Raw genomic sequence first — 26,000 nt, 5'->3', positions numbered from 1 at the left:
TTATTAATCATTAAATCGGAAGCACGCCGGAGTTGGAGAGCCGGGGCAGACTGTAAATCTGTTGCTTTATTGCTGAGTAGGTTCGAATCCTACTGCTTCCACAAAAACCACTGATAATGTAATGGCAGCATGCAGGAAAAGTACTCTTGTTGTTCAGGTTCGATTCCTGGTCAGTCGGTTTAAAAAGCTCCATTCGTCTAACGGTTAGGACGCCTGCCTTTCGAGCAGAAAACAAGGGTTCGATTCCCTTATGGAGTACAAATGTGAATGGTCAAAAAATCAATGATGAATACATAATACCATGAAAGTTCAGATTGAGAAATTAAAATTGATCCGATCATTCACAATAAAACAGGAAAGAGAAAGGTTTGTCCAGCGCAGAAGATCTTAAAAACACAAACTGGCAGGCATAGTTTTATATAAGGATAAGCCTTCTCCAACCTTTAATAATAAGTAATGAACAGTTGACATACAGATCCATTGTATTCGATTATAAATTACTTATGAAATGCAGCGGGAGTGGCGGAACTGGCAGACGCACTTGATTTAGGCTCAAGATATTGGGGGTTCGAATCCCTTTTCCCGTACACTTGCCTCTCTATTCCAATTGGCAGAGAAAACGGCTTTAAACCCCGTAAAGTCCCAGTTCAAATCTGGGGAGAGGTACCAGGAATCAGTGGTGCAGAAGGTCTGCACATTTGTCTGAAAAGCAAAAGGGAACCGTTCAATTCGGTTTTGATCCACAAAAAAAAATGATTCATAGTGTAATCGGTCAGCACACAAGACTTTGACTCTTGTTGTTCAGGTTCAAGTCCTGATGAATCAACAAAAAATACTCTGATATTGTAATGGTAGCAGCTCAGTCTCCAAAACTGATGGTATCGGTTCGAGTCCGGTTCGGAGTGCAAAATAGAAATTAGAGGTTAGAAGCTGGAAATTAGAAACCAGACTGATCATAAAATCATTAATCAATTATCATTGATCAACTATAAATAAACATATGTAGAACTTAAAACAGGTAAAAAAATGGAAACGCAACAAGAAGTATGGCAGAATATGAAAGGAAATTTTTTCCAGAAACCTATCACACAGCTGGTAGAAGAAGCCATCATCCGCGAACAGGCTAACGGTCACCGCCTGAAAGTATGTGTGGGTTCAGATTCCCACGTGTATGGTGAAGCGATCAGTTATGCTACAGCAGTAGTATTTGTCCGCGAAGGAAAAGGAGCGTTTACCTTTATCAGAAAAGAAAGAGAAATACAGAAGATCAGTATCAAAGAACGAATGCTGAACGAGGTCAACAGATCCGTAGAAATTGCTTATGCTATCTGTGCCGTTCTGGATGCCTATGGTGTGGAAATGGAGGTACACGCAGACATTAATACCGACCCGGATTTCAAGTCAAACACAGCATTGAAAGATGCCATGGGATATATTCTAGGAATGGGCTATGTGTTTAAAGCAAAACCTTATGCATTCGCAAGTTCCAACTGTGCTGATATGATGGTTTAATGAATAAAAAATGTATTCACAGGCTTTCGGGCTTAAAAAAATAACAGGATGGAAATCACCAAAAGATTATTGTTTCTGGATGATATAAGATACCCGGTTGAAGCGTATCATTATACCAAACAGGATATTTTCCTCAGAAAAGACTGGCATATTGTTCGCAATTACGAGCAGTTTGTCAACCGAATTGTGGAAAAAGGACTTCCGGAAATGATTTCTTTTGATCATGACCTGGCAGATATACATTATCTGAAACCGAATTCTGACGAGTACAAGGAAAAAACAGGCTATGACTGTGCCAAATGGCTTATAGAATATTGTATGGATAACTTTTTGGACGTACCAAAATTCTACTGTCATTCAATGAATCCGGTAGGAAAGAAGAATATTCTAAGCCTTTTGGAAAACTATAAAAATCTGTAATAGATAGAAGGAATGAATTTGTTCAGTGGATAACAGAGCCTATTGATCCTGCGAAATTTATTAAATAGGATAAAAAAAAATGCAATGCGCAAAAAGATTGCGTTATTACTTTTTTACTTTGCATGATCATAATATCAAGATTACTGTAAAGAAAAATATTCGAAGCTTAAAAAATAAAAAACTGTAATGGATATTTTTAGATTAATTCACGATATAAAAATGCATTTGAAACTCAGGTTTGATGAGGTGGACAGATGGTTTGAAAAAGATAAAGAAATACTGAACCATCAGCCTGCAAACGGAGGGTGGACTGTTCAACAGGTTTTAGAGCATATTTATCTTACCAACTTTTATTTGCTCATTCTTATTGAAAAAGGCTCGAAAAAGGCAATGCGGAATTATCTGAATCTTGATCTGAACTCAGAAATAAAAAACTACAGTTTCGATAAAGAAAAATTTGAAGAAGTAGGAGAGCATGGTGCTTTTGAATGGATAAGACCTGAACATATGGAGCCGAAAGGGGAGTTGAATTCAACTGAAATCAGAAATTTAATTATCCTGCAGTATCATCAGTGTTTAGAGTACCTGGAATTGATGAAAAATGGGGAAGGTCTCCTCTGTAAGACGACAATGACAGTGAGTGAACTGGGTAAAATCAATGTGTATGAATACATTTATTTCCTTTCACTACACAGCAGGCGGCACCTTACTCAGATGAAGAATAATGAATCAGAAACTATTAAAAACTAAAAAAAATGATTTTCAAAACATATAACTCTATAGAAAATGCTTACCAGGCCCGCGTGATCGATCAGATCAGGTTGCAGGGTTTTGGGGATGAGGTTTTCATCGTGCAGGAAAAGGTTCACGGGGCTAATTTCTCTTTCTTTACCGACGGGAAGGAAATTAAAATCGGGAAGAGAACTGCTTTCATTGAAAAAGATGAAAAATTTTACAACGCCCACCATATTTTGGAACGTTACAGAAAAAATGTAATTGCTTTATTTGAAAAAGTGAAAACCATTCACCCGGAATTGCAAACCGTAGTCATTTACGGTGAGTTGTTCGGTGGCGGCTACAAACACAAAGAAGTAACTGCTGTAAACGATGCTGTGAAAGTACAGAGTGGCATTCAGTATGCTCCTCACAACGAATTTTATGGCTTCGACATCAAGTTGAACGGAACTACTTATTTGGATACAGATACGGGGAATCAGATTTTTGAGGAAACCGGATTTTTCTATGCTAAGATTTTATTCCAGGGCAGTTTGGAAGAAGCTTTGAAGTTTCCCAATGTATTTGATTCTAAAATTCCGGGTTGGTTAGGCCTACCTGAAATTGAAAACAATATGTGTGAGGGAACCATTGTCAAGACTTTGAAAACCAGATATTTTGGAAACGGAGCAAGAGTAATTCTTAAGAATAAGAATGAAAAATGGGTTGAAAAATCTAAAATGGTTAAAAAAGAACATAAACAGGTTCAGAAACCGGCAGATTTTTCAGAAAATGCTCAGAATATCTGGGAAGAAATCCAAAGATATGCTACGGTCAACAGGTTGCATAATGTGGTGAGCAAAGTTGGAGAATTTGAACCTAAAATGATAGGCAGAATTATAGGTCTTTTTGCCCAGGATATTTTGGAGGACTTCGGAAAGGATTTTCCGGATGCTTTCAGTACCGTGGAAAAAGACGAACAGAAAAGAATCAATAAAAAGTTGAATACTTTAGTTATTGATTTTATAAAAGAAGAGTTCATGACTCTTAAAGTTTAGTTTCGGTACATTTTACCGAAACTTTTTTATGTTTAAAAACTAATAAAATGATACAGGCAGAGATAAAAAGTCTTTTGAGAGAAGACATCAGTATATTAATAAAAACAGCCAATTCAGGAAAGCACTATTTGTGTGACTGTGGTGAAGCCAGTTTGCTTACGGTGAAAGAAGCACAGGCTGTTTCCGCACTGTTCATCAGTCATACCCATATAGACCACTTTTCAAATTTCGATGGAATTTTCAGACATCAGATTGGAAGCGGAGAAAAAGTAGTGATTGCCGGACCGAAAAATATTCATCATCAGGTTGAGGCACGGCTAAAATCTTACACCTGGAACCTCATTAATGAAAAGGCTATTGAGTATGAGATCAGGGAAATTATGTCTCCTGAAGAAATTAACGTTTATGTCATTCGCCCGCCCCACTGGAATCTGGAACTGGTGAAAACTCAAAGTTTTCTTTTTGAAGATGAACAGATCAAAGTAGATTTTGCCATTCTTGATCATAAAACAGATTCCATTGCTTACCTGTTTCAGGAAAAAGATTCAGTGACCTTTCATGAAGAGGCTTCCGGCTTCAAAAAAGGAAAATGGATCAGCGAGTTGAAAACGGCATTTGAGAATAATGAGATCAACAGGGAAATTGAAATTGAAGGAACAGAATATAAAGCTTCTGATCTGTTTCATTTACTGACCAGAAATGAGGGGTACAAGCTGGGTGTGATCATGGATCATGCGGTGGGTAAAGAGAACTATGAAAAGATAAAAACGGTTTTCAAAGAAGCAGATCTGGTATACATTGAAAGCTTTTATAAAGATTCTGATCAGGAATTTGCCAGACTTAATTATCACAGTTTTGCATCGGCATCAGGAACGGTTATGAAAGATTGTCAGGTGAAAGAAGCTGTTCCTATTCACTTCTCAAGAAGATACACGGAAAGCGATGTCAGTGAAATTGAGACTGCTTTTTTTAAAGCATTTCGTGGAAATTAATTAAAAAATTAAACCATAAAAGCGAGGTTTTTTTATAAGCTTTTGTGGTAAAGAATTAAACAAACAAATTATTAAAAAAATGAAACCTAATATATTTTTTACAGCAGACCATCATTTCGGTCATGCCAATATTATAAAATTTTCAGAGAGACCATTTGAATCTCTGGACCATATGAATGAAGAACTGATCAAAAGGTGGAATGAAAGAATCGGTACCAATGATACCGTCTACCACCTGGGTGATGTGAGCTTAGGAAAACCCGATTTTACCAAAGAAATTCTTGACAGATTGAATGGCAATATCCATTTAATCAAAGGAAATCACGAAAGTGCAGCGCTTACCTATCCCAAACGATTTGAATCCGTAAAGGATTATCATGAGTTAAAAATTGATGAGCCTGAAAACAGCAATGGCAAACAGAAGATTATTCTTTTCCATTACGCCATGCGTACCTGGAACGGCTCACACCATGGGATCTGGCAATTATACGGCCACTCACACGGAACTTTGCCTGATGATGAAATGGCTTTAAGTTTCGACGTTGGAGTAGACTGCCACGATTTTTATCCGATTTCTTACGAAGAAGTCAAGGAAATTATGAAGCGGAAGAAGTGGTCGCCGCCGTTTGGAGCTGGAGAAAGTAGAGAGTAATGAATAATGAATAATGAATAATGAATAATGAGTGGAGGGTTATAGTAAGTATACCGGACCTCATACTTTTTACTTTATACATTCTACATTTTACAAAAAAAACCATGAATACAACTAACGAAATATTAGTTATCGATTTAGAAGCTACCTGCTGGGAGAACGAAAGGATTCCCATAGGGCAGAATGTCGATATAATAGAAATAGGGATCTGCAAACTGGATTTACAGTCAAAAGTCATTTCCCAAAAACAGAGCATATATGTTATTCCGGAAAGATCAGAAATCAATGAATTCTGTACAAAACTCACCGGAATTACTCCCAAACTGATCGAAGAAAAAGGAATCTATTTTGAAGAAGCCTGTGAAAAGATCATAGATGAATATCATTCTGAAAATCTTGCATGGGCAGGCTTCGGAAACTTCGACAAGGAACAGATCTTTGAACAGTGTGACTGGCTTGGAATAGAAATTCCTTTTGGTGGAGAATATCTGAATGTGATGGAAGAATTCAGAGACCATTTCAGCCTTCACAAAATGATAGGCCTGAAAAGAGCCCTGGAGTATCTGAAGATGGATTTTGAAGGAAACCATCACAGTGGAGCAGATGATGCTTATAATGCTGCCAAAATTTTACGGAAGATTTTGGAGTAAAATTAAGAGGGAACTGATCAATGTACAGTTTCCCTCTTTTAAAACATTACAATTTAAACAAATGAAAACAACAGAAAATATATTAATTATAGATCTTGAAGCTACCTGCTGGGACGACAGACCGCCCAGAGGCCAGGAAAGCGAGATTATTGAGATCGGCGTTTGCATCATGAATGCATCAACCGGCAAGATCTCAAAAAATGAAGGCATTTTAGTAAAACCGCAGTACTCAAAGGTCAGTCCTTTCTGTACAGAACTCACTTCCATTACACAGAATATGCTGGATAATGAAGGAATTATGCTGGAAGATGCACTGGATATCCTGAGAGCAGAATATGATTCTGAAGACCTTACATGGGCAAGCTATGGAAACTACGACCTCAATATGCTGAAAAATCAGGCCAGAAGATTCAACGTGGATTATCCCCTGAGTGATGACCATATCAATGTGAAAACATGGTTTGGTGAGCTGCATCCTACCATAAGAAAAAGTGTGGGAATGAGCAGAGCCTTAGGTGAACTGAATCTTAAGCTGGAAGGTACACACCACAGAGGGGTAGATGATGCTAAGAATATTGCAAAAATACTTCATTGGTGCCTGAAGCAGAATTAATATGCAATTTGAAATGTACCTGTAATAATCTCGTACAATAATACCGGCTCCCTTGAAAAAGGGAGTTTTTTTATGTTCTAAATCGTCTCTTAATTTTCAAAAAGATGGATATCATTTTTCCGGAATAGAATCACCCGTTCCACAAATACTCAGAACAAAAATCGTGATTTTCTTACTATTTAGGAGGTGCTTAAACAAGCCCATGATTCTTCACTGATTATTTTTTTCAAAAAATATTTAATACGCATGATGATTGCGCAGTTAGACTTTTACTTTGCATTATCAAAACGAAACAATACTGAAATCTTGAAAAACAGATTTTAGTTACAATATCAGGGAGGTCATGTTGGGTGTTTCTGTATAACACCATTGCAGAAGAATTTGTTAAAAAACATAGTTTTCATTCTGTTCAGCCTGGCTTGAAGGTTTGAGGAGTTTACCAAAAAACTTCTGTCATTTGCTATTGTACGAAGGTTCGAATCCTTCTGTTTCCCCATGGGAAATATAACTCAACAGGATAGAGTAAATAGTATTTTTTGCGAGGGTTCGAGTCCCTCTCTCATAAGATTGAGATAGCTCAGTTGGATAGAGCACTACACTTCACATGTAGTTTAAAATAGACTGAAAATCTATTTTTTATAAAGTTTTCAATGTTTTTCTTTAAAAACATTTTGGAATGGGAAAATTGAGGTTTTTCAGTTGTTGGATCAACATTTTGAAAAAGCCAGTAAGAAAGATTATTTCTCAAAATGAAATTCAGCTGATGAATCATCAGTAATTGGACTGAATTTTCCAGGAAGGACGGTTTTCTGCGTGAGCGATGGTAACGGATATCCTTTTTTTGTAAGCAAAAAAAGATAGAAGTGAACGTAGCGACCCGGCTTGCTGCTCTGAGCGAAGGCAAGGGACACGCCCAAGATCTTACTACCTGGAAAATAAGTTGAAGAACGATATTCTGAAATGAATATAATTTTTTGAAACCTCTTTTCTTCCGCCATTTTTTGGAAGAGAAAATCTCAGTTTTTCCTTTTTTTTAATGAATATAATAACACTTAAAAATAAAATAGAATGATAAAAAATGTACAAATTAAAGCGTATCAAATAGGTTTGGTTTTCAAGAACCGAAACTTAACTGACATTCTAACAGAAGGTAATCATTATGTTTTTGGAAATAAATCGGTAGAGATCCATGAAATGAAATCCCGGTTTGAAGCAGGTGACGATTTACCTGTTTTGCTGAAAAATGATCACCTAAAAAACCTTTTGGAAGTTATAGACGTAAAAGAAGGAGAAATCATTTTAATGTTTGAAAACGGCAACTTTAAAGATGTGCTGACCGTTGGACAGTACGCATTCTGGAAAGGGATTATCAACAGAGAATTCCAAAAAACAGACGTAACAAAAGTGGAGATCACGGAAGATATTTCTAAAACAATCCTTGAAAATATGAAGTTGAAAAGTTTTGTAAGAAAGTTTGTGTTACCCCATCACTATAAAGGATTATTACTAATTGACGGAAAATTAAGCAAGGTTTTGGAAGCGGGTACGTACTTCTTCTGGAACAACGAAACTTCTGTTGAGATTAAAATCATCGATCCCAATTACGAAGTTAAATCCCAGTTTGGAGCTCATGAAAATGTAAATGCTTTATTGAAAAATGAAGACCTAAAAAATCTCCTGGAAATTGTAGACGTAAAAGATGGAGAGATCATTTTGATGTATGCCAACGGAACTTTCAAAGAAGTTCTGCAGGTTGGACAATATGCATACTGGAAAGATATGATCAGCAGAGAATTCCAAACAGTAGATTTAACGAAAGTTGAAATCACTGAGGATATTTCAAATACCATCCTGGAAAATGCATGGTTGAGACATTTTGTAAGAAAATTTACCGTAATGAATCAATCTAAAGGAGTATTGTTAATTGACGGTAAATGGGTTAATACTCTGGAAGCAGGAACGTACTACTTCTGGAACAACGAAATTTCTGTTGAAGTTAAAACAGCTGATACCCGTATGCAGCAAATGGAAATTGCAGGACAGGAACTTTTAACGAAAGACAAAGCAATGCTCCGTATCAATTTCTATGTAAGTTTTCAGGTGGAAAACATTGAGAAGGCATTAATGGAAAATAAAGAATATGATAAGCAGTTATATATTCTGATGCAGTTGGCATTGCGTGAATTTGTTGGAGCTTTAACATTGGATGAATTGCTGCTGAAAAAGGATTCTGTAGGAAAAGAAATCCTTGAAAACCTTGGTGTAAAAGCAGAAAGTTTAGGGATTAAAGCTTGCGACGCGGGCATCCGTGATGTGATCTTAACCGGAGAAATGAAGGAAATTCTGAATCAGGTTTTGATCGCTGAAAAAAAAGCTCAGGCCAACAGCATTATGCGACGTGAAGAAACGGCTTCTACAAGAAGTTTGCTGAACACCGCAAAACTGATGGAAGAAAATGAGGTTTTATGGAAGTTGAAAGAAATGGAATATATGGAAAAAATCGCAGAAAAGATTGGTGATATTACCATTTCAGGAAACAGCAATATCGTTTCCCAACTGAAAGAAATCTTCACAAAATAAAAACTGATAACCCAATGGGCAGGCTTGCATAAAAAGCGGTCTGCCCTTTTTATATCTGAATGATGAAAAACTTAGCTTTAGGTATTGAACTGATTAGGTTTTGGCTAAAGCCTCATTAATAAATGTTTTCATTCAATGGGCTAAAGCTTATTTCTATTGAATATATTGTTCTCCAGTACAAATTCAGAGAATTGAACAATACTGTGCATAAAAATAACTAACGTAATCTTTTGTATTTGGGGTATTACAAGTCATCTAAAATGCTCATCAAAATAAAATCATTTCAAGTAGAAAATTCTATAATAACGGGCTTTAGTCCGTTTATAATAAGAAATTCATCACGATGGCTTTATCCAAAACTTATAGAAAATTGTTCTTTTCACTACATTCCAAAATTTTTGCTCAGGTAGGTTTTTCCTGATTTATAAATATATGTTCTCACAGTTGAAGTTCCATAGATTTTATAAGCAATTTTGAAAACAAGCAGGGTATCAGATTATGAACTATTTAAAGGAAAAATAAAACATCCTTTTTAGCTTAAAAAGAAAAGTCTGAATGATAAGGTCTGGATATTCAATTTCATCCATGAGCTAAATGCAAATTTCATTTAACTTTTATTTTGAAATGCCTGCTTAACTGCTGTTAAAAGCATAATTTTTTGTTAAAAATATCACTTTAAAGGGATAATTACGTGTCTGTCAGGCTCTTTTTTGTTATTTTAGTCCCCAAGATTGGAATTATGCTTATTGAAGATGAATTGAAAACGATTTATTTAAATTATAGAATCAAGGAAATTATTCCTTTTCTCATAAAGCTGACCCCAAAAGAAAAGAAAGAAACTGCAGCCATTTTAAAGAAATTTTTAAATAAAGGCTGGGGTCACAACCACATTTCCATGCTTACCGCTCTGGCCTGCAGCAGGACTCCGGATGAATACGGAAAGCTGGCTCCGGGATATTATGCAGTACCGGTGAATCTAGTCGATGAATTATTCGATTCTCATGTTCCTCAATGGATTGGGGACAGCTACTCATTCTTAAGAAATATAGGCTACCTTAAAGTACTGGAATGGGAACAGAAAGGGTACCTGAAACTGAATGATGAAACAGGTGCACTTCTTCTGTCTGAATCTCTGGTGTCAGACCATTCTGCAGAAGATATTCTTTTCACATATCCTCAGACATTGACTGCTCATATCTGGCTCCTTTTTGAGTATAGCTCTGATATTACTTACCACTACAAAGAAAAAAGCTGGAAGACTTTATTGAAAGATCTGGCAGATCAAAAAAAGCTGGACCGTTCAAGACTTTTAAAATCAAGTCTGGATGCAGTCCATCTTAATTTTTCTAAAGAACATAATACTTGGTTCCTGGATTTTTTTGCCAATCTTGAACCCACCGGTAATGAAATTTTAGTGCTTCAGGATGAACTTTTTTCAGTTTTTCATTCTTCACAGCATTCACTTTTTGTTCCGGTACTTAAAATTTTAAGCGCAGTAATTACGGAAGCTGGTTTTAAAACAGCTGATTTTCTTAGTGCAGCTGCTGCTTTACCCAACCTTCAAATTAAAAATACTCTGAACCAATTGCTTCAGACCATTGAAAAAATAGCGAAGGAGTATAAAGAATACAGAGAAGACATCTGTTTTTTCCTGCTTCCTGTTTTCCTCAATAAAGAAGCTTCTATACAGAGTAAGACAGCAAAGATTATTGTAAAATATGGTGATCCGGATTCTGAAAATTATAAGACTGAACTGGATTCTTACAGGGAGAACCTTCTTTCGGATACTGGAATCTTACTTGAAAAATTCTTATCCAGCCATGAAAATGATGAAGAAACAGAATCTTACCCCATTGTAAAAAACTCCGTCTGGCATCAGTCTCAGCCAGTTTCTTCCATTGAGACCCTCAATGATTTCATATTCTTTGCACCACAGGTTTTCAGTAAAAATAATCCAGGGGATTTCGATCTCTTTTTAGATGCTTTGATGAGGTTCAATACGCAGATTGATGAAGAATGCCTTATGCAGCTGGAGCCTGCTTTTAAAGCTGCGGTTAAAGTAAAGGAAAGTGTTGGAATGCATCATTTGTATGCCACGTTTTTTGTCGCCTATGGTTTGATAAAGCATAAAAAAGGAACTCCCATACTCAATCAGGCCAAGAAAGATTTTCCTGATCTTGAAAACTGGGTCGGGAAACGGACTCCTTTGATCTTTAGAGCGTATCATCAAATGCTTTTGGGTATATTCGAACTTCTGAAAAAGGGAAAAAAGCTTCCTTTGCTTTCGGTTTCTGATCATTCACCATGCTGGATAGATATCCGGACATTAATAGATAAATTAAAAATATATCAGGAGCACAAAGAACTTCCCGTTCCTTTCGATCTTGAAAGAGGAATCCTGAGACTGCGAAAACACCAATTGACAGATTCTCAGAAATATGCGCAAAATGAACTTTCCAAAGATTATTTCAAATTGCTGAACCCTGTTTTCGACCCTGAATACTTCAAAAACAGATATGAAAAGCCTTATCTGGATGGCAGTTTTGGCAGAAAAATGGGAGTCAGAAAAATATATAGAGGAAGCAGTATGGAGGAAACTCCTGAGCTGATCATACCCATTGAAAATAAAGAAATTTCCACGGAAGCGCCTCTCCTGGAGCATTTATTCAATTCATACCACGGAGTCTATGACCGTGATCTGATCCGCATTTTATACACAGCTCCTTATTTTTCAGGATCTGTTTTTGCGAAAAAATGTAACGAAACATTATCCAATGCTATTTATCAATATGACAGCAGAATCAATACCGAATTTTTGGATGCCTGGATGAAATTAGAGCTTCCGTTCCAGAAAGTACATTATTTATTCCTGTCAGCCGCGATGTTTAGTAAGGATAAAACCTTCTCTGGTACGGCTTTTGAAGCGATTATTCTTAAGATAGTTTCAGACGATTTTGACATTGATACATTAGGAATAATGATCGGTGAAAAGATCAGCTTCGGACTTGTTCCGGTGAAAAGACTGACGGATGCGCTTGTAGGCATTATGAACCTGAGTTCCAGTCATAACCGGGCTTTTGAAAAACTATTGATATCCATTCTCACAGCGATAGATCATCCCGTTTTTAATCTTAAAAAGATTTTGGAGATTTATTACGAACTGTTGCATCTTAATCAGTCCGAAACTGATTATGCTGTGGCCGGGAGGTTAAAAGAATGGGAAAACGTAAATAACCTGAAAATAATTATCATCAAATTAAAAACAAATGAAAGAAAGACTTTATGAGATCCTTAATGAGGAAAAAGCACATGAGATTATTCCGTTTCTGAAGCAGCTTACCGCGGAAGAAAGAAAATCCCTGGTCCCTACAATAAAAAAACTGGACAGGGAGATCAGTAAGATTGTAATGACGAAAAACTCCTACCATACTGCCGGTTCTGCAGATCAGCATTCGATTATTGATATCGCATCATTTGTCTGCATGGATCAGAAGCATTACGGAAAAAACTACTGGAGTCTTTTCAGAGACAAAGAAAAAACAGGTAAAATACTGGAATGGGGCTGCCCACCCTGGTTTTCAGATTTTATCAACGATTCTATAGATGCTGAATTCACAGCCTTTGATTATCAGGATATCCTCGGATGGGCAGAGAAAGGTTATGTACAGCCACGACCGGAGCTGCTTGGATATCACCTGAGCCTTCAGCCCCATCATCTGGATAAATTTCCGGAGACTCTGGAAACGCATTTCTGGTATTTGTGTGAGTTTCCTTCGAAATCACTTCCTTTTACAAGAGAGTGGCTTCCGCTGGTACAAAAGCTTATTGCCGAGAATAAAATTGAAAGAAAGAGATTTCTTAAAGAATGCCTTCTGGCAGCCAACAGAAATTTCAATAAAAATGTGACGGGCTGGTTTATGGATGCATTCAATATCCTGAAACCTTCCGATGAAGAACTTATCCTGCTTCAGGATGAGTTAATGGCTGGATTGGCTTCAGTACAGTCAAAGGCGGTCAATACTATGCTCGTCCACCTGAAGAAAATAGTTCCTGCCGCAGAATTTAAATCGAGTGAATTTTCCCACTTCCTTCCCAACCTTTTGAGTTCGGAGGTGAAGACTGTCGTGGCATCCAGTCTGTCTGTTACAGAAAAAATATTTCAGAAAAAGAGAGCAGATACAGAAAACCTGGGAATGGCTTTAAGTGCAGCTTTTGTTAGCAAAGATGAAAGCATACAGACTAAGGCCGCAAAAATTATTCACAGATATATACCTGTATCGGAAGACATGAAAGAGGCATTGTCCCATTATGCAGATAATATTCTGGCTAATGTAAGACCCGGACTGGCTCAATATATAGACGACAGACAGTTGGAACTGGATGTTGTAGACCCGGAAAAATTAGAACTGATCAGTGAAGAAAGCAAAGTTCAAGAGCCTGAAAACTTTGAAGATCTTATGTTTTTTCTTCCTCAGGCCATTGAAAATCCAGGAACCTACTATTACGATTTGGCCTTGGCTGGGCTTGTTCGTTTTGCAGATTCAGCAGATTCGGGATCTGTAAAACTTTTCGAACCTGTATTTCAGAAAGCTTGTAAAACCATTGCTAAATGGGAAGTACACCATTTTAATGTATTGCTGTGCAATATGATCATTAATTATGGACTTTCTTTATTGGAAAGATTTCCGGTCCAGCTTAAGAACCTGGAAAAAATTTACAAAAGAACCTGCGAAGACGAGGCTACCAGGGAAGCATATTCCACGTATAATAAAAAGCTGGGACCTATCAGAGAAATCTATGCCGGAGGATTGGCTATGGAACCTTATAAGCAAATAGCGGTACATGTTTTTGATAAAATGATATCAGGAGACAAAGCACCATTGCTTTCTACGATAACCCATGAGCCATGCTGGATAAGCCCTGAAGCCCTGGTAGAAAGATTTGAATTCTATCAGAATGAAAATGTAAAACCTCATGATCTGGATGTGCAGCTGGCACTGCAGCGCTGTTCTATGGAAAGAACATCAGACAGTTTATCCTTAGTTGATGAAAAACTAAAAGGAGAATACAAAGAACTCCTTCTTTTCTTTTTTAATAAAAATTCAACACCGAAAGGGAAATTTGAACACCCATCATGGTGGATGACAGCCGGAATTACGCGTTCTCCGGAAAAAGTTTTTGAAGAATTCAAAGAATTCGGATATGATGATATTCCTAAAGAATTCCTTACCGGAAACTATGACTGGAAAACCATTGACAGTAAAAAGAATTCCTATTATCCGGTAGAACTTAATATCAGGGTTCCAAAATATCACCTGAAAAAAAGACCGTATCAGCTTTTCCTTGAATACTTTATTGCAGAGCAGAAACACTTTTCAGAAACACCTTCTTTTATGTGGAGTTTTCCTAATACACTGGGGAATGTTTTTGCGAAGATCATTAAGGACTGTCTGTTTTACTCGGGAATTGCAGAGGTGTATGAAAGAGGGCTTGTCCTGAACACTGCACAGGCACTTCATCAGATGAAAAAGCCTTTGGATGCAATGGGATATCTCTTTTTAGGAACTATTTTCCTTGACGGGGACAAAGTGATCCGGGGAACTGCAGCTGAGATCTGGTTGGAACATGTTTCCCATAAAGTGATGGATAATGAACGGTTGGGGCGTGTGATCGGCTTGCACGAAAAACTGGAATGGGCACCTGTAAAAAGATTTACAGATCTCGTACAGCATCAGATGCTCAATGTAAGCAAAGATCATAACCTGGCGCTGGAACAGCTTCTGACACATATTTTGCTGCAGATGGAAACTCCTGTTACCAATCTAAAAAAAATATTGGATATTTACCACGAGGTTTTAGCTTTGAATCAATCAGAAGCTGATAAAAACTTAAAAGAAAAACTAAATACCTGGAAAGACAATTCCAGTCTGAAAAAAATCTGCAATCTTCTTCTAAAAAAATAGATATGGAAGATACGCTTGTTTACAATTATCAGAGACCTTCGTCTTTGATAAAAAAAGATGCATCTGAAGAATTATTCCTGTCCAAATACAGCGAAATTCAGAAGACTACAGACGCTCCCTGCTTTTTCTGGGGAGATGTCAGCCAACCATTTATATTGGCAAGGTGCCTGATCACACTTTCCAATATTGTGAAATCCAGCTTTAATCTATCGCCGTTTCAGATGGCATTGCTTAAAGATCCTATTGTTACTGCCGGAAACAGCAGACTCCGTTTTGAAGGGTTTTCACATTGTGCCGGTGTTTACGCGAGGGTAGATGTATTGCCGGACGGACTTCACGGTGAGTTTTTGGAAAACGGAACTACGAATGTGGATTTTAACCAGCCGATGATTACTGCGCTCGGAAGCATCCGCCCCAATGAAAAAATAATGCTTTCTGTGGGGGAAAAAGAAGTAGGGCTTTATAAAGAGGGCAAAGAAATCGTGGAAAGAAAAGTTCCACTCCCTGTAAAATGGATCAAAGGACTCAGCACAGTTCAGATTTATTTCTCCCAATCAGAAAAGCTTCATACCTTCAATAAGATCCAGACCCAACAGCTGTTCAGAGGAATTCCAAAAGGTCCGGTAAAGTCAGATTATTATCTGATCATCAGAGGCAATAAACCCATGTTTTCTCCTGTGAAATCAGCAGATGCAGTCTGTATCGGTGGATTGAACAGGCTCCGCCTGCTGGAACCGCTTCTCCCTTATATCGATCAGATGCAGGTATTTCCGCATTCAGATATGCAGTCTACAACATGGCAGCTGTATATGGGGAATATAAGATTTAGTTTTTCCTTGTCAAGAGAAAGCTGGAGAGGGTTTTCAGGAGAAGGAGCTGTATTAGACAGCCTGATTGATGATATTTCTGATGAGTGGATTGATGCGCTGGATAAATATGCATATGCCAACCAGTCTTTTAACCCTTCAGCATTTGCTTTAGATGAAAATATAAACCTTAAAACAACCGATAATCTTACAGGCAGACTGGCAGCTATGGGACTTTTAGGGTATGATCTGGATGACAATGGATTCTTCTACCGCAGACTGCCGTTTAAACTCAACCGCATTATCGGACTTAATCCACGAATGAAAAATGCAGAAAAACTGATTACAGAAGGAAAAGTTGAGATTTTAAACAAAAAAACAGCGAGAACTGAAGCCCGGGTAGAAGGTACAGGTGTGCATCATACAGTAATTATTGAAAGTGATAAAGAAAGATGTACCTGCGAATGGTTTAGCAAATATCAGGGAGAAAGAGGACCCTGTAAACATGTTTTAGCAGTTAAAAAACTGGTGAGCCATAAAGACTGACATTTCAAGAATAGAGTTGATACAATGCAGCCTGCCAGATCTCTGGCAGGCTGCAGCAGTTATAATTTAAAATGATAATATTATTTTTGACGCATTAAAGCAGCAATAACAATAGCCGCTAAAAAGGGAGCAATGGAGAATGTACCATAAAGCACTATAGATGCCTGATGGGCGCCTTCTATGCCGCCTGGCGATATAATCCCGCCGATATTGGCTGCAAGACCGGCTAAGGCTGTTCCAAAGGCTGTCGCCATAAGCTGTACTGTAGTAACTGAAGCTGAAGCCAGTTCTTCCTGTCCTGAAGGGGACAAAGCAAAAACCCGTGTCAGTAAATGAGGCCATCCCATCCCAATACCTGCCCCTGATACAAATAGAAAAGTACAGGTTAGAATCAGATGAAGATCAGATGTATCAAATCCGGATACTAAAGAAATAGCTGTAAGCCCTGCCAATCCTATAAACATCAGAATACAGCCTGCCAGAATAATCTTTCCGGCCATCACTTCCTTTACACCTGAAAATGCGATCGACGCCAATGTCCAGCCTATAGCAATCAGAACGGTGAGATATCCCGATTCTATCGGAGAAAATCCCTGAATGGTCTGCGCAAAATAAGGGACAAAGATTTCAATAGAAGTGGCTATGCTTAGCAATGCCATCACCACATAAGTTTTGCTTAATGGGGTAGAAAAATGATAAGAACCTGTGGGAAGAAGTCTTAATCCTGAATTTTTATTCTCGCTTACCACTAAAACATATATAAACAAAACTGCAAACAGGATGCCTCCTATATTTAAAATAGTGCTTTCTGCAATACTTCCTGCTGAAACTGAGAATGCGGCAAGGACAAGCATAAGAAGTTTCAGATAAGGGATTGGTGGTGTTGTTTGTTTATTCTGTTTTGAAGGAAGGATAACGGAAGCAGTTATCAGGATAAGCAGACAAAAGATGAGAAGTACCCCGAATGCCATTCTCCAATGCCCGTTTTCCGCAAATATGCCACCTACAAAAGGTCCTGAAAAAGCAGCAATACCCCACATTCCTGATACGAGTGCCATAGCTCTGGGCCAGAGGTCTTTAATGAAAACAATCCGGATCATCGCATAAGACAAAGCAAATAATAATCCACCACCCAGTCCCTGAATAAAACGGCCGGACAGCAATATATACATTGAACCTGCCGCTGTACATACTACCGTACCTAGTGCAAATAACAGAATGGCAATCTGATAGGATCGTTTAGGTCCCAGTTTTGCCAGCCTGTTAGCTGAGATTACAGAACCGATAACTGATGCAACTACAAAAAATGTAGTATTCCAGGCGTAATATTCCAGTCCTCCAATCTCTTTTATAACAGAAGGCATGACCGTGGTGGCAAGGTATACATTGGTAGCATGAAGCATGACTCCAAGTGCCAGGGTTATTGCTTTTATACCGTTTCCATTGGAAAATAAATCCTGCCAGGATACCTTGTTCAGAGTTGATACATGATGATCTGTACTTTCCATTTTGATAAATAATTGATAAGTACAAAATTCGGAAGTAATCAATGCTGTATCAATTCCTAAAACTCGGTATTTCTTTCACATTTTACGGAATGTTCCGATACTGGTTGGGGGAATATCCGGTATTATTTTTAAAGAAACGGGTAAAATAGGAAGGGCTCTCAAACCCTAATGCATAAGCACACTCTTTTATGGAACACGAAGTATGCTTCAATAGATATCTGCTTTCCAGAAGAAGTCTTTCATGAATCACCTGGAGAGCGGTATGTCCGGTTTCTTCTTTGATGACCTCTGTCAGATGTTTTGCACTGATGCCTAAGATGAAGGAATAATCTCCGACACTTTTCCATTCTTTGAAATGTGTGCCGACCAGTTTTTTGAACTCATAAGTGATCTGATACCCTCTGTTCATATTTTTTTCAAATCCCAGAAGACAGAATTCACAGGCTCTGTTATATTCATATAATATTTCAAGAGCAACCAGTCGGACCAGATCCAGGTGATAGGCAGATTTTGTAATCAGTTCTCTTTCTATAAGTCTGAACTTTTCAAATACCCGGTAAAAGGAATCTTCAAGTGGATAAACAGGCGGATAATTCGGATTAAGCTCCAGAAGACCATCTGTAATTTCTTTCTTAATAAAAATTTTACTTAGAAATGACTGATGAAAACACAGTGACAGGATCTCCAGGCTGTCGGCATTTTCACAGGAAAATACAGTATCAGGAGAAAGTATAGAGATCATCTTGGGCTGAAGCTCAAAACTGTGATATCCGATCTTAACAGAAACATTTCCCTTAAGGCAGAGAATGACCGTATAATAGTCATTTTTTTGAGGACTGCTGAACAGCAGCTGGTGGGTACTGTTGCTAAAGATGATCTCAGAATTCATGATTGCTTTTTACTGAAGACGAAGCCATTCTTTATAAGAAATAACACCCAATTCCGGTTTTCCTTCACCTTCAAGGATAGAAATAAACTCAAGCTGATTGCCGTCGGGATCATTGAAATAAATGGCCAGTGCAGGCATCCATGCAAATACCATAGGCTCATCAAGCCCGTCTTTCAGAAAGTTATAAGGTTTCAGGTTTTTACTTTTCAGAAAGTCTGCAGAATAATTTAAAATATCCTCCTTACTACTTGAAAATGCAAAATGTCTTGGCTGCAGATTTTCTTTCTGTTCCCACAATCCCAACATAAATTCTTTGCCTTCACCGATCCACAAAAATGCAATAGGACGGGTATCATCCATATGGGCCAGTTTCAAACCCAATACCTCGGTATAAAAACGGATGGATTTTTCTAAACTGCTTACCTGAACGTGGGTTTCATATAATCCTTTAATCATAGCCTGAATTTTAATGTACACAAAGCTAGACAAAGCCTTTGGGAAAAGCAGAGAATGCTGATTTCTTTATTGGAAATGAATGATAGATAAAAGATAAAAGATAAAAGATAAAAGATAAAAGATAAAAGATAAAAGATATTTTCATTAAAATTCAATAGGGACTGGCTTTAGCCCGCTTACAGAATATAAACGAATCCATTGGCTTTAGCCAAAACCTAAATTGTAAGACAGGCCAAGTTTCCAAAAAATATAAGATAAAAATAAGATACGCAAAAAGATTGCGTAATACTGTTTTTACTTTGCATCAGAAATCAGAGATGATCAGAAGATTCTCCAATAAATGTTTAACAAAAAAAACAGTAACTCATGAAATTTAATTTTTTAAAGAAAGAAAAGAGTACAGTAATGAATTATGAGGGTGCAAAGACTTTTACCATGACACCTGCAGAAGAATTGTATAGTGCTGTTGTTACAACAGGATTATCTAAAACAACTTATGAAAAAGACAATGACAGACTGAACAGAATTCAGGCTCTGATCAGAAAAAACGATCCGGAATTCGTGGCTAAGCTGGCGGTATATGCTAGAAAAGACATGTACCTGCGTTCCATTCCTTTGGTTCTGACTGCTGAACTGGCGAAACAGACCTCCGGTACAGACTTAGTCAGCAAAACCGTTGATGGCGTTATCCAGAGAGCAGATGAGATCACTGAACTTTTGGCTTACTACCAGACTGCCAATGAAAGAACGGAAACCAAAAAACTGAACAGACTTTCAAAACAAATCCAAAAAGGTCTTGCAAAGTCTTTCAATAAATTTGATGAATACCAGTTCGCAAAATACAACCGTAAAGCAGAAGTAACCCTTAAAGATGCTTTGTTTCTGGTTCATCCTAAAGCAAAGGATGAAAACCAACAGGCTGTTTTTAACAAAATTGTGGGGGATACTTTGGAGACTCCGTATACCTGGGAAGTGGAACTTTCAGTTTTGGGCCAGACAAGATTTGAGGACGAAAAAGAAAAAAAGAAAGCTTTTAAAAATAAGTGGGAAGAATTGATCTTCAGCAATAAGCTCGGATATATGGCGACCATGAGAAATCTGAGAAATATTTTAGAATCTGGTGTTTCTTCCGATGCAATGTATAAAGTCTGCAATTATCTGTCCAACGAAAAAGCGGTCATCAATTCAAAACAGCTTCCGTTCAGATTTTTAGCGGCCTACAGAGAATTAAAAGCGATTGATTCCCCTTATCTTTCATCTGTTTTGGAAGCATTGGAACATGCAGTCATGGTGAGTGCTAAGAATATTAAAGGTTTCGGTTTCGATACGTCGGTAGTCATTGCGGCAGATGTTTCGGGTTCAATGCAGCAACCTGTTTCTCCTAAAAGCAAAGTATTGCTTTATGATATTGGATTGTTGATGTCTATGATTCTGCAGTCACAGTGTAAAAATGTGATCACAGGTATGTTTGGTGACAGATGGATGAGAATTCCCATGCCTAAAAGCGGTATTTTGAGAAATGTAAACGAATTGTATAAGCGTGAAGGCGAAGTAGGATATTCTACCAATGGTTATCTTGTGATTGAAGACCTGATCGACAGAAAGGAAAAAGCAGATAAAGTGATGCTGTTTACTGATACACAATTGTGGAACAGCAAAGGAACAGGACATTCTTTTGAAGATTCATGGAAGCGTTACAAGAAGATCGCTCCGGAAGCCAGACTGTATATTTTTGATCTTGCGGGTTACGGAAAGCAACCCCTTGATATCAGAAAAAATGAGGTATACCTTATTGCAGGCTGGTCTGATAAAATTTTCGATGTATTGAATGCTTTGGAAAACAGAAAGTCCGCCATTCAGGTAATTAAAAAAGTAGTATTGTAAAAGGCACTGCTTTTATAAATGATGAATGGTGAATGATGATCCATTTTCGACAAAACGAGGGAATAGATTTTGAAAACTATTATTATCCTGTTTTTAAAAGCTTTGTAGAGTTTGTTATAACAAGAGGACAAAACTTGTATATCAGTATTTAAAAAAATATAAATAAAAATAAACTGCGTAAAAAGATTACGCACTTCCATAATAACTTTGCATTGTTATTAATCATGTGCCGTAAGGGAAGAATTCCTTCGACTTCCAATTGAAACAAAGTCTTTCCATAAGATGCCCGGTGAAAACAGACCAATGCCGTACAATGAGAATTGCATCGTCAAACTTCCAATTTGAATACATTCAAAACTCTTATGACTTATTGCTTGGTTTTTATAAAATGAAAATTATAAAGTAGCTAAAATAAATAACCATGAAAACTTATAAACCCTGTCTAAAGGAAGCTGTGTATTGAGGTTAATTCTCAATATACATGAAAAAATACAAAACATTAAAACAAACCTTTGGAATCAATGAATACGGACTCATTGATTTTCCAAAGAAAATTTCCGGAATCCAGATTTCAAGAGTAATATACGGAAATGAAATGGGTTGTTCGTACTGCTTTCCGCACGGCTTTGATACGGTGAATTCTCATCAGGAAAAATATCAGAGAAACTGGAAGAAATACAGAAAAAACCGATGGAAAAACACAAAGCAGGTGCCGTAAAACAGAATTGCTTCGTTGGGGGACAGCAATACAGGTTCGAATCCTGTTCTGGAAACAGATGGCGTAATGGTATCGCTCTGTCATAAGTTTCTGTTTGCCAAATGCCCTGCTTAAAAAAAAATCAAGTGTCGTTTAAGGATCATACTTCGGGACCTAGAAACATGGGGTCGCAGGTTCGATTCCTGCCTTTTCCCTCGAAAAGGAGAGGTAGCTCAGCAGGTAGAGCGCATGCACGGACGGTTCTTTTTACCATTACCTTGATTTCAATAAAAGAGTGCCGTTAGGTAAAACGTACTTCGGTTAATCTTATGATATTGGTTCGACTCCAGAATAAACCTCATGGTTTATAAAGCAGTTTTCCCGCCTTTAGCCTCTTTTTAATTAAAAAAACTAATATAATGCATATACCGGAAGATTTAACTGATTTTTTATATTGGATCAAAGACCGTACAGAAACCATTTGGTCTGTTGAGGATGAAAATTACTGTCCAAAAGGATTTTACGGAGCCAAATGGCACGGACTTACTGATGATCAGATTGATGATGTTGAAATAAAATATAATGTTAAGTTCACCTCAGATCACCGGACATTTTTAAGGATTCTTCATGCTGTTGATAAGAAAGAAATTGTAGAATATGAAGATGAGGGTAAGCTTGTGACGGAAGAATGTACTTTCTTTTACAATTGGTTGGATGATGAAGATGAAATATTAAAAACAATGAACGAGCCATATGAGGGGATGTGGCAGGATACAGATGATATAAACAGGGTTTGGTTAAAATCATGGGGAGTAAAACCAAAATACCTGGAAAAAAGGAAAGAAATTTTTGATGAATGGTTTTCAAAGCTTCAGAAACTCTTGCCTGTTAGAGGCACAAGGTTTGTGGTAGATAATAATGGATTAATATGGAGTCCTGTTGTTTCTGTAAGCGGATCTGATGTTGTGGTTATAGGATGGGATTTCAGAACTTATCTACTGTATGAATTAAGAAACCATCTTGATATTTATATGGATGTTTTTGATGAAGAGGATCAGAGATTTTATCCAGAGTTTATTGATGAAGTAAGGAATATATTCGACGAAAACTATAAATGTGATGATACAAAAGATATTCCGTATCTTAAAGAGATGAGTATGTACTGGTCCTCCGGATGGAGAAGTTTTGGATTGGACTATTATCCTGAAGATGCTAAAGTACATCCCATCGTCAAAACATATATTGCTGAAGAAGAAAAATAAAATATATATTGCATAAACATTGTTAACTCATCAAAATATCAGAATCATTTAGAGTTAAATGTGATAAAAAAACAAAGCAGATAAGTGCCGTAGAAAAGGGTTCCTTCGTACTATAACGGTCCTAAGGTAGCGTAATTCGGGCGACCGAACTGGCGAAGCCGGATTGAAACCCGGCATGGCAAAAGTTTTCCCATGGAAAATGTAAGTCTCACGCAGATGTAGAATTGCCGGTTCACTGCCCATATGGGTAAGAACGACGCTCTAAAAGAGCAAACTCTTTCCGCCCATTGCCTTATCTGTTTTAAAAAATAAACAAGTGCCGTAGAACAGTGTTACTTCGCTCATCACGACGGGGTCACGGGTTCGAGTCCCGTCTCTTCCACAAAAAAACACAGTAGAATAAATAGGAAGGGTAGCTCAGTTGGTTAGAGCACGATTATACACGTTCAGTTGTTGCCTTGTTTACAATATAAAAAGATATACAGAAAGTTTCCGTTATGACAACTTCTGGAAGAGGAATTACAAATTATTCTTTCTCAGGTTTTGAAGGATGATGTTTCCTGTCTGAACGTATGATGGGTATTACTTATGGCTTGATCAGAGAAAACTTCGGGAATATCTGTTTGATCATCAGATTAAGGTTCCTGTATAGTTTTGGATACTCTTTTTCATTGCCCCAAATTCCAAACTGTGCTTTTTGCCGGATATATGTGGTAATGTACACCTGTGGTATATTTTTGATACGGAGAAGCAATGAATTGCAGATCTCCTCATTATTTATTTCTTCGTCAAAACGAATATAAATATGAAGAGAATCTTCCGTTTTCAGTATTTCCCTAAAGCCATTTACCGTATCACAGAAAAAATCAACATCCTCTGATGTTTTAAAACCACTGATGTCCAGTATATACAAATAGGCTACTGGCTGAATCTTAATAATATCCAGCATCCTTTGGTAGCGCTTCTCAAAAGTTTTTCTCAGTTTAGAATCATTTATTACCGCTTTAGCATGAGTAAATTCAGCATCGGGATATTTTTGAGCATATGTATTACCCTCTTCATTTTTCCGGAAATCGTGAAGGAAGTATTTAAAGCGTTCTTTTATATTATCGCTGACAATCTTAAGACCCATGATAGGTTTAAGACGGATCCAGTCATAAGGAAGACTTTGGATACGGATATTCAGAACTTCTAAAGAATGTGCTGCATGACAGTCTTTTCCGATAGGAATGATGTATTTTTCGGCTTTATAATTTCTTTTAATCTCAATAAAGTATTTATACCTGGTTTTAGGTATATAGATTATAGGAATTCTCATCTGGTTTTTTTTTTAACAAGGATAGGTGTGTAGTCCTATTTTTTTAAGATTTTACCAAATATAGAGATAAGTTTTATAACCCATATATTGAAAATATTTCAAGAGTTTATGGGATGTTATGGCCTTATTTTATGCTTTTTGAATTATATGTTAATTTCCTTACGTGATTACTGGAATTCATTGTAAATATTGAATTACTAAAACGGAAATATTTTTTTTGTTTTTTTTACTATTTACAGGCTTTTCTCCTTATTCGGTACCATTATTTATTCTATAATCAGAATTATCAATTATTATGTTTAATAAAAAACCGATGATTTAATCATCGGTTTTTAATACTTTTTCAATTTCTTCCTCGAAAGATTTTTTCCAGTTCATGATCGTTGTTCTGCTGATCTTATATTTTCTGGACATATAACTGGTAGAAAAACCATGTTTATTTTGATACTGCAGGAGCTTGAGCATTGTTTTCTTATCATATGTTTTAAGCTTCTGGTTATTCACCTGGCTTTCTTTAGACTGTTCAAAAATTCGGTCATTAAAATTGAGAATGTCCTCAGTAGTATCCAGCTTTCCCAGCAGTTCTTTGATTTTGGGATCTTTAAGCTTCTCCGGATGTTCCAGCCTCAGCATATCGTAGTAAATCTTTTTATAATTAGGACGCATAATGAGTTCTGTTTATCCGTTTGTATTATCATTATTTTTCTGAAGCCACCGGTGAAGGGTACTTTTGGGAATAGAATATTCTTTGATCACCTCACCGTAGGTCATCTCACCCGAAAGAATTCTTTTCATGATAAAATCTTTAATTTCCTGGGTATAAATATTTTTTCTGAAATACGGGATTTTATCAGATTTTTTCTGGGTTTTATTCACTGCAGATGGCGGTGCATATAAAATAAGGTGCGAGCTGTAGAGCCTGAAAAAATCATATTCCAGCAGTTTACTCCATCTCAACAGTAGATCTGAGTCTATAGACTTACTGTTGTATACATTTTCAATAAATTGATCATCTTTATTGAGAAAATTGCAGATCCTTTCCATGGGTACCTCATTTTCATCAACCATCTCCTTAATAAACTTTCCTATATGAATTTCCTTATATAACATGTATTGAGTAATATTTTTATTAAATTCATGAATTAACAAAATAGAGTATATATTTCATTCTTTAAGGAATGATAGAGACTGTACAAAAATAAAAGGACGCTAAGAAAATCTTAACGACAGCAAAAAGGGGAATATTAAGCTCAGTGCTGTACCTGGTATTTGTACAGCCGGCAGCACATGGGGATGGTCTGCCGATAATTCAGTTTTCAGGGTTTGTATATCTCAAGAATACTTTTACATCTCCATTTCCTTCCTTAATATTCTTTTTCAATTGATTTGAGTGAGACCTCTTTCATGCTTCAGACTTCTTTCTGTAAGAATAATATATAGCCTATTAAAGCTCTTTCATGCAGTTTTATTCGTAATATTT

The 26,000-nt window shown here is 37.0% G+C and carries 22 protein-coding genes and 7 tRNA genes; 22 read left to right on the top strand and 7 right to left on the bottom strand.

Annotated features, from left to right (window positions below):
• Positions 1–17: 17 nt before the first annotated feature.
• From IW16_RS26590 to IW16_RS08610, 15 genes are all read left to right on the top strand, one after another.
• Positions 18–101: transfer RNA gene (locus IW16_RS26590), tRNA-Tyr, on the top strand.
• An 85-nt stretch (positions 102–186) separates the two neighbouring features.
• A tRNA-Glu gene (locus IW16_RS08675) sits at positions 187–258 on the top strand.
• A gap of 255 nt (positions 259–513) precedes the next feature.
• Positions 514–587: transfer RNA gene (locus tag IW16_RS08670), tRNA-Leu, on the top strand.
• Positions 588–592: 5 nt separating this feature from the next.
• A tRNA-Leu gene (locus IW16_RS08665) sits at positions 593–669 on the top strand.
• Between the two features lies 1 nt (position 670).
• Positions 671–743: transfer RNA gene (locus IW16_RS08660), tRNA-Phe, on the top strand.
• Between the two features lie 10 nt (positions 744–753).
• Positions 754–826 (top strand) — tRNA-Gln (locus tag IW16_RS08655).
• Between the two features lie 8 nt (positions 827–834).
• Positions 835–905: transfer RNA gene (locus IW16_RS08650), tRNA-Trp, on the top strand.
• Positions 906–1,026: 121 nt separating this feature from the next.
• A complete protein-coding gene (locus IW16_RS08645; RefSeq protein WP_034742251.1) occupies positions 1,027–1,512 on the top strand; it encodes a ribonuclease H-like YkuK family protein in 486 nt (161 codons plus the stop codon).
• 48 nt (positions 1,513–1,560) lie between these two features.
• Positions 1,561–1,932, top strand: coding sequence for a cyclic-phosphate processing receiver domain-containing protein (locus IW16_RS08640; RefSeq protein ID WP_034742248.1), 372 nt, complete (start codon positions 1,561–1,563; stop codon positions 1,930–1,932).
• Between the two features lie 186 nt (positions 1,933–2,118).
• Positions 2,119–2,682, top strand: a complete 564-nt coding sequence (locus IW16_RS08635; protein ID WP_084694518.1) for a DinB family protein — start codon at positions 2,119–2,121, stop codon at positions 2,680–2,682.
• A gap of 5 nt (positions 2,683–2,687) precedes the next feature.
• Positions 2,688–3,704: an RNA ligase family protein gene (locus tag IW16_RS08630; RefSeq protein ID WP_034742243.1), complete on the top strand. Its 1,017-nt coding sequence runs from the start codon at positions 2,688–2,690 to the stop codon at positions 3,702–3,704.
• A gap of 47 nt (positions 3,705–3,751) precedes the next feature.
• Positions 3,752–4,696 (top strand): MBL fold metallo-hydrolase, encoded by a 945-nt coding sequence (locus IW16_RS08625; protein ID WP_034742240.1) that lies wholly within the window; start codon positions 3,752–3,754, stop codon positions 4,694–4,696.
• Between the two features lie 79 nt (positions 4,697–4,775).
• Positions 4,776–5,348 (top strand): metallophosphoesterase family protein, encoded by a 573-nt coding sequence (locus IW16_RS08620; RefSeq protein ID WP_034742237.1) that lies wholly within the window; start codon positions 4,776–4,778, stop codon positions 5,346–5,348.
• A 104-nt stretch (positions 5,349–5,452) separates the two neighbouring features.
• Positions 5,453–5,998, top strand: a complete 546-nt coding sequence (locus tag IW16_RS08615) for a 3'-5' exonuclease (RefSeq protein ID WP_034742234.1) — start codon at positions 5,453–5,455, stop codon at positions 5,996–5,998.
• A 61-nt stretch (positions 5,999–6,059) separates the two neighbouring features.
• Positions 6,060–6,611 (top strand): 3'-5' exonuclease, encoded by a 552-nt coding sequence (locus tag IW16_RS08610; RefSeq protein ID WP_034742797.1) that lies wholly within the window; start codon positions 6,060–6,062, stop codon positions 6,609–6,611.
• Between the two features lie 737 nt (positions 6,612–7,348).
• On the opposite strand, the gene IW16_RS08605 is transcribed toward IW16_RS08610, so the two are convergent.
• Complete coding sequence (locus IW16_RS08605) at positions 7,349–7,609, bottom strand: hypothetical protein (protein ID WP_034742231.1); 261 nt, start codon at positions 7,607–7,609, stop codon at positions 7,349–7,351.
• A gap of 70 nt (positions 7,610–7,679) precedes the next feature.
• Between IW16_RS08605 and IW16_RS08600 the strand changes: the two genes are divergently transcribed.
• The 4 genes from IW16_RS08600 to IW16_RS08585 all read left to right on the top strand — a co-directional run bounded on the left by IW16_RS08600 (position 7,680) and on the right by IW16_RS08585 (position 16,506).
• Positions 7,680–9,191, top strand: a complete 1,512-nt coding sequence (locus IW16_RS08600; RefSeq protein WP_228376919.1) for a slipin family protein — start codon at positions 7,680–7,682, stop codon at positions 9,189–9,191.
• Between the two features lie 739 nt (positions 9,192–9,930).
• The gene (locus tag IW16_RS08595; RefSeq protein ID WP_034742228.1) at positions 9,931–12,477 is read left to right on the top strand and encodes a DUF6493 family protein; all 2,547 of its coding nucleotides are present in this window, start codon (positions 9,931–9,933) and stop codon (positions 12,475–12,477) included.
• Positions 12,458–15,154: a DUF6493 family protein gene (locus tag IW16_RS08590; protein WP_034742225.1), complete on the top strand. Its 2,697-nt coding sequence runs from the start codon at positions 12,458–12,460 to the stop codon at positions 15,152–15,154. The genes IW16_RS08595 and IW16_RS08590 overlap by 20 nt, the downstream gene beginning before the upstream one ends.
• A gap of 2 nt (positions 15,155–15,156) precedes the next feature.
• On the top strand, positions 15,157–16,506 hold the full coding sequence (locus IW16_RS08585; protein ID WP_034742222.1) for an SWIM zinc finger family protein: 1,350 nt from the start codon (positions 15,157–15,159) through the stop codon (positions 16,504–16,506).
• Between the two features lie 80 nt (positions 16,507–16,586).
• Here the strand turns inward: IW16_RS08585 and IW16_RS08580 are convergent, their stop codons facing one another.
• The 3 genes from IW16_RS08580 to IW16_RS08570 form a co-directional block, all read right to left on the bottom strand.
• A complete protein-coding gene (locus IW16_RS08580; protein WP_034742219.1) occupies positions 16,587–18,014 on the bottom strand; it encodes an MFS transporter in 1,428 nt (475 codons plus the stop codon).
• 82 nt (positions 18,015–18,096) lie between these two features.
• A complete protein-coding gene (locus IW16_RS08575; RefSeq protein ID WP_051890023.1) occupies positions 18,097–18,903 on the bottom strand; it encodes an AraC family transcriptional regulator in 807 nt (268 codons plus the stop codon).
• A 9-nt stretch (positions 18,904–18,912) separates the two neighbouring features.
• Complete coding sequence (locus IW16_RS08570; RefSeq protein ID WP_034742216.1) at positions 18,913–19,359, bottom strand: VOC family protein; 447 nt, start codon at positions 19,357–19,359, stop codon at positions 18,913–18,915.
• 366 nt (positions 19,360–19,725) lie between these two features.
• Between IW16_RS08570 and IW16_RS08565 the strand changes: the two genes are divergently transcribed.
• The 3 genes from IW16_RS08565 to IW16_RS08555 all read left to right on the top strand — a co-directional run bounded on the left by IW16_RS08565 (position 19,726) and on the right by IW16_RS08555 (position 23,202).
• On the top strand, positions 19,726–21,243 hold the full coding sequence (locus IW16_RS08565) for a TROVE domain-containing protein (protein WP_034742213.1): 1,518 nt from the start codon (positions 19,726–19,728) through the stop codon (positions 21,241–21,243).
• 481 nt (positions 21,244–21,724) lie between these two features.
• A complete protein-coding gene (locus tag IW16_RS08560; RefSeq protein ID WP_034742210.1) occupies positions 21,725–21,961 on the top strand; it encodes a hypothetical protein in 237 nt (78 codons plus the stop codon).
• Positions 21,962–22,359: 398 nt separating this feature from the next.
• A complete protein-coding gene (locus IW16_RS08555; RefSeq protein ID WP_034742207.1) occupies positions 22,360–23,202 on the top strand; it encodes a hypothetical protein in 843 nt (280 codons plus the stop codon).
• 586 nt (positions 23,203–23,788) lie between these two features.
• Here IW16_RS08555 and IW16_RS08550 read toward each other — a convergent pair.
• The 3 genes from IW16_RS08550 to IW16_RS08540 all read right to left on the bottom strand — a co-directional run bounded on the left by IW16_RS08550 (position 23,789) and on the right by IW16_RS08540 (position 25,630).
• Positions 23,789–24,520, bottom strand: coding sequence for a DUF1796 family putative cysteine peptidase (locus IW16_RS08550; RefSeq protein ID WP_034742204.1), 732 nt, complete (start codon positions 24,518–24,520; stop codon positions 23,789–23,791).
• A 318-nt stretch (positions 24,521–24,838) separates the two neighbouring features.
• The gene (locus IW16_RS08545; RefSeq protein WP_034742201.1) at positions 24,839–25,186 is read right to left on the bottom strand and encodes a helix-turn-helix domain-containing protein; all 348 of its coding nucleotides are present in this window, start codon (positions 25,184–25,186) and stop codon (positions 24,839–24,841) included.
• Positions 25,187–25,198: 12 nt separating this feature from the next.
• Positions 25,199–25,630: a transposase gene (locus IW16_RS08540; RefSeq protein WP_034742199.1), complete on the bottom strand. Its 432-nt coding sequence runs from the start codon at positions 25,628–25,630 to the stop codon at positions 25,199–25,201.
• Positions 25,631–26,000: the final 370 nt, after the last annotated feature.

The sequence above is a fragment of the Chryseobacterium vrystaatense genome (assembly GCF_000737765.1).
In the GTDB taxonomy this organism is placed as follows: Bacteria; Bacteroidota; Bacteroidia; order Flavobacteriales; family Weeksellaceae; genus Chryseobacterium; species Chryseobacterium vrystaatense.
This window is presented reverse-complemented; position numbering and strand designations above follow the sequence as displayed.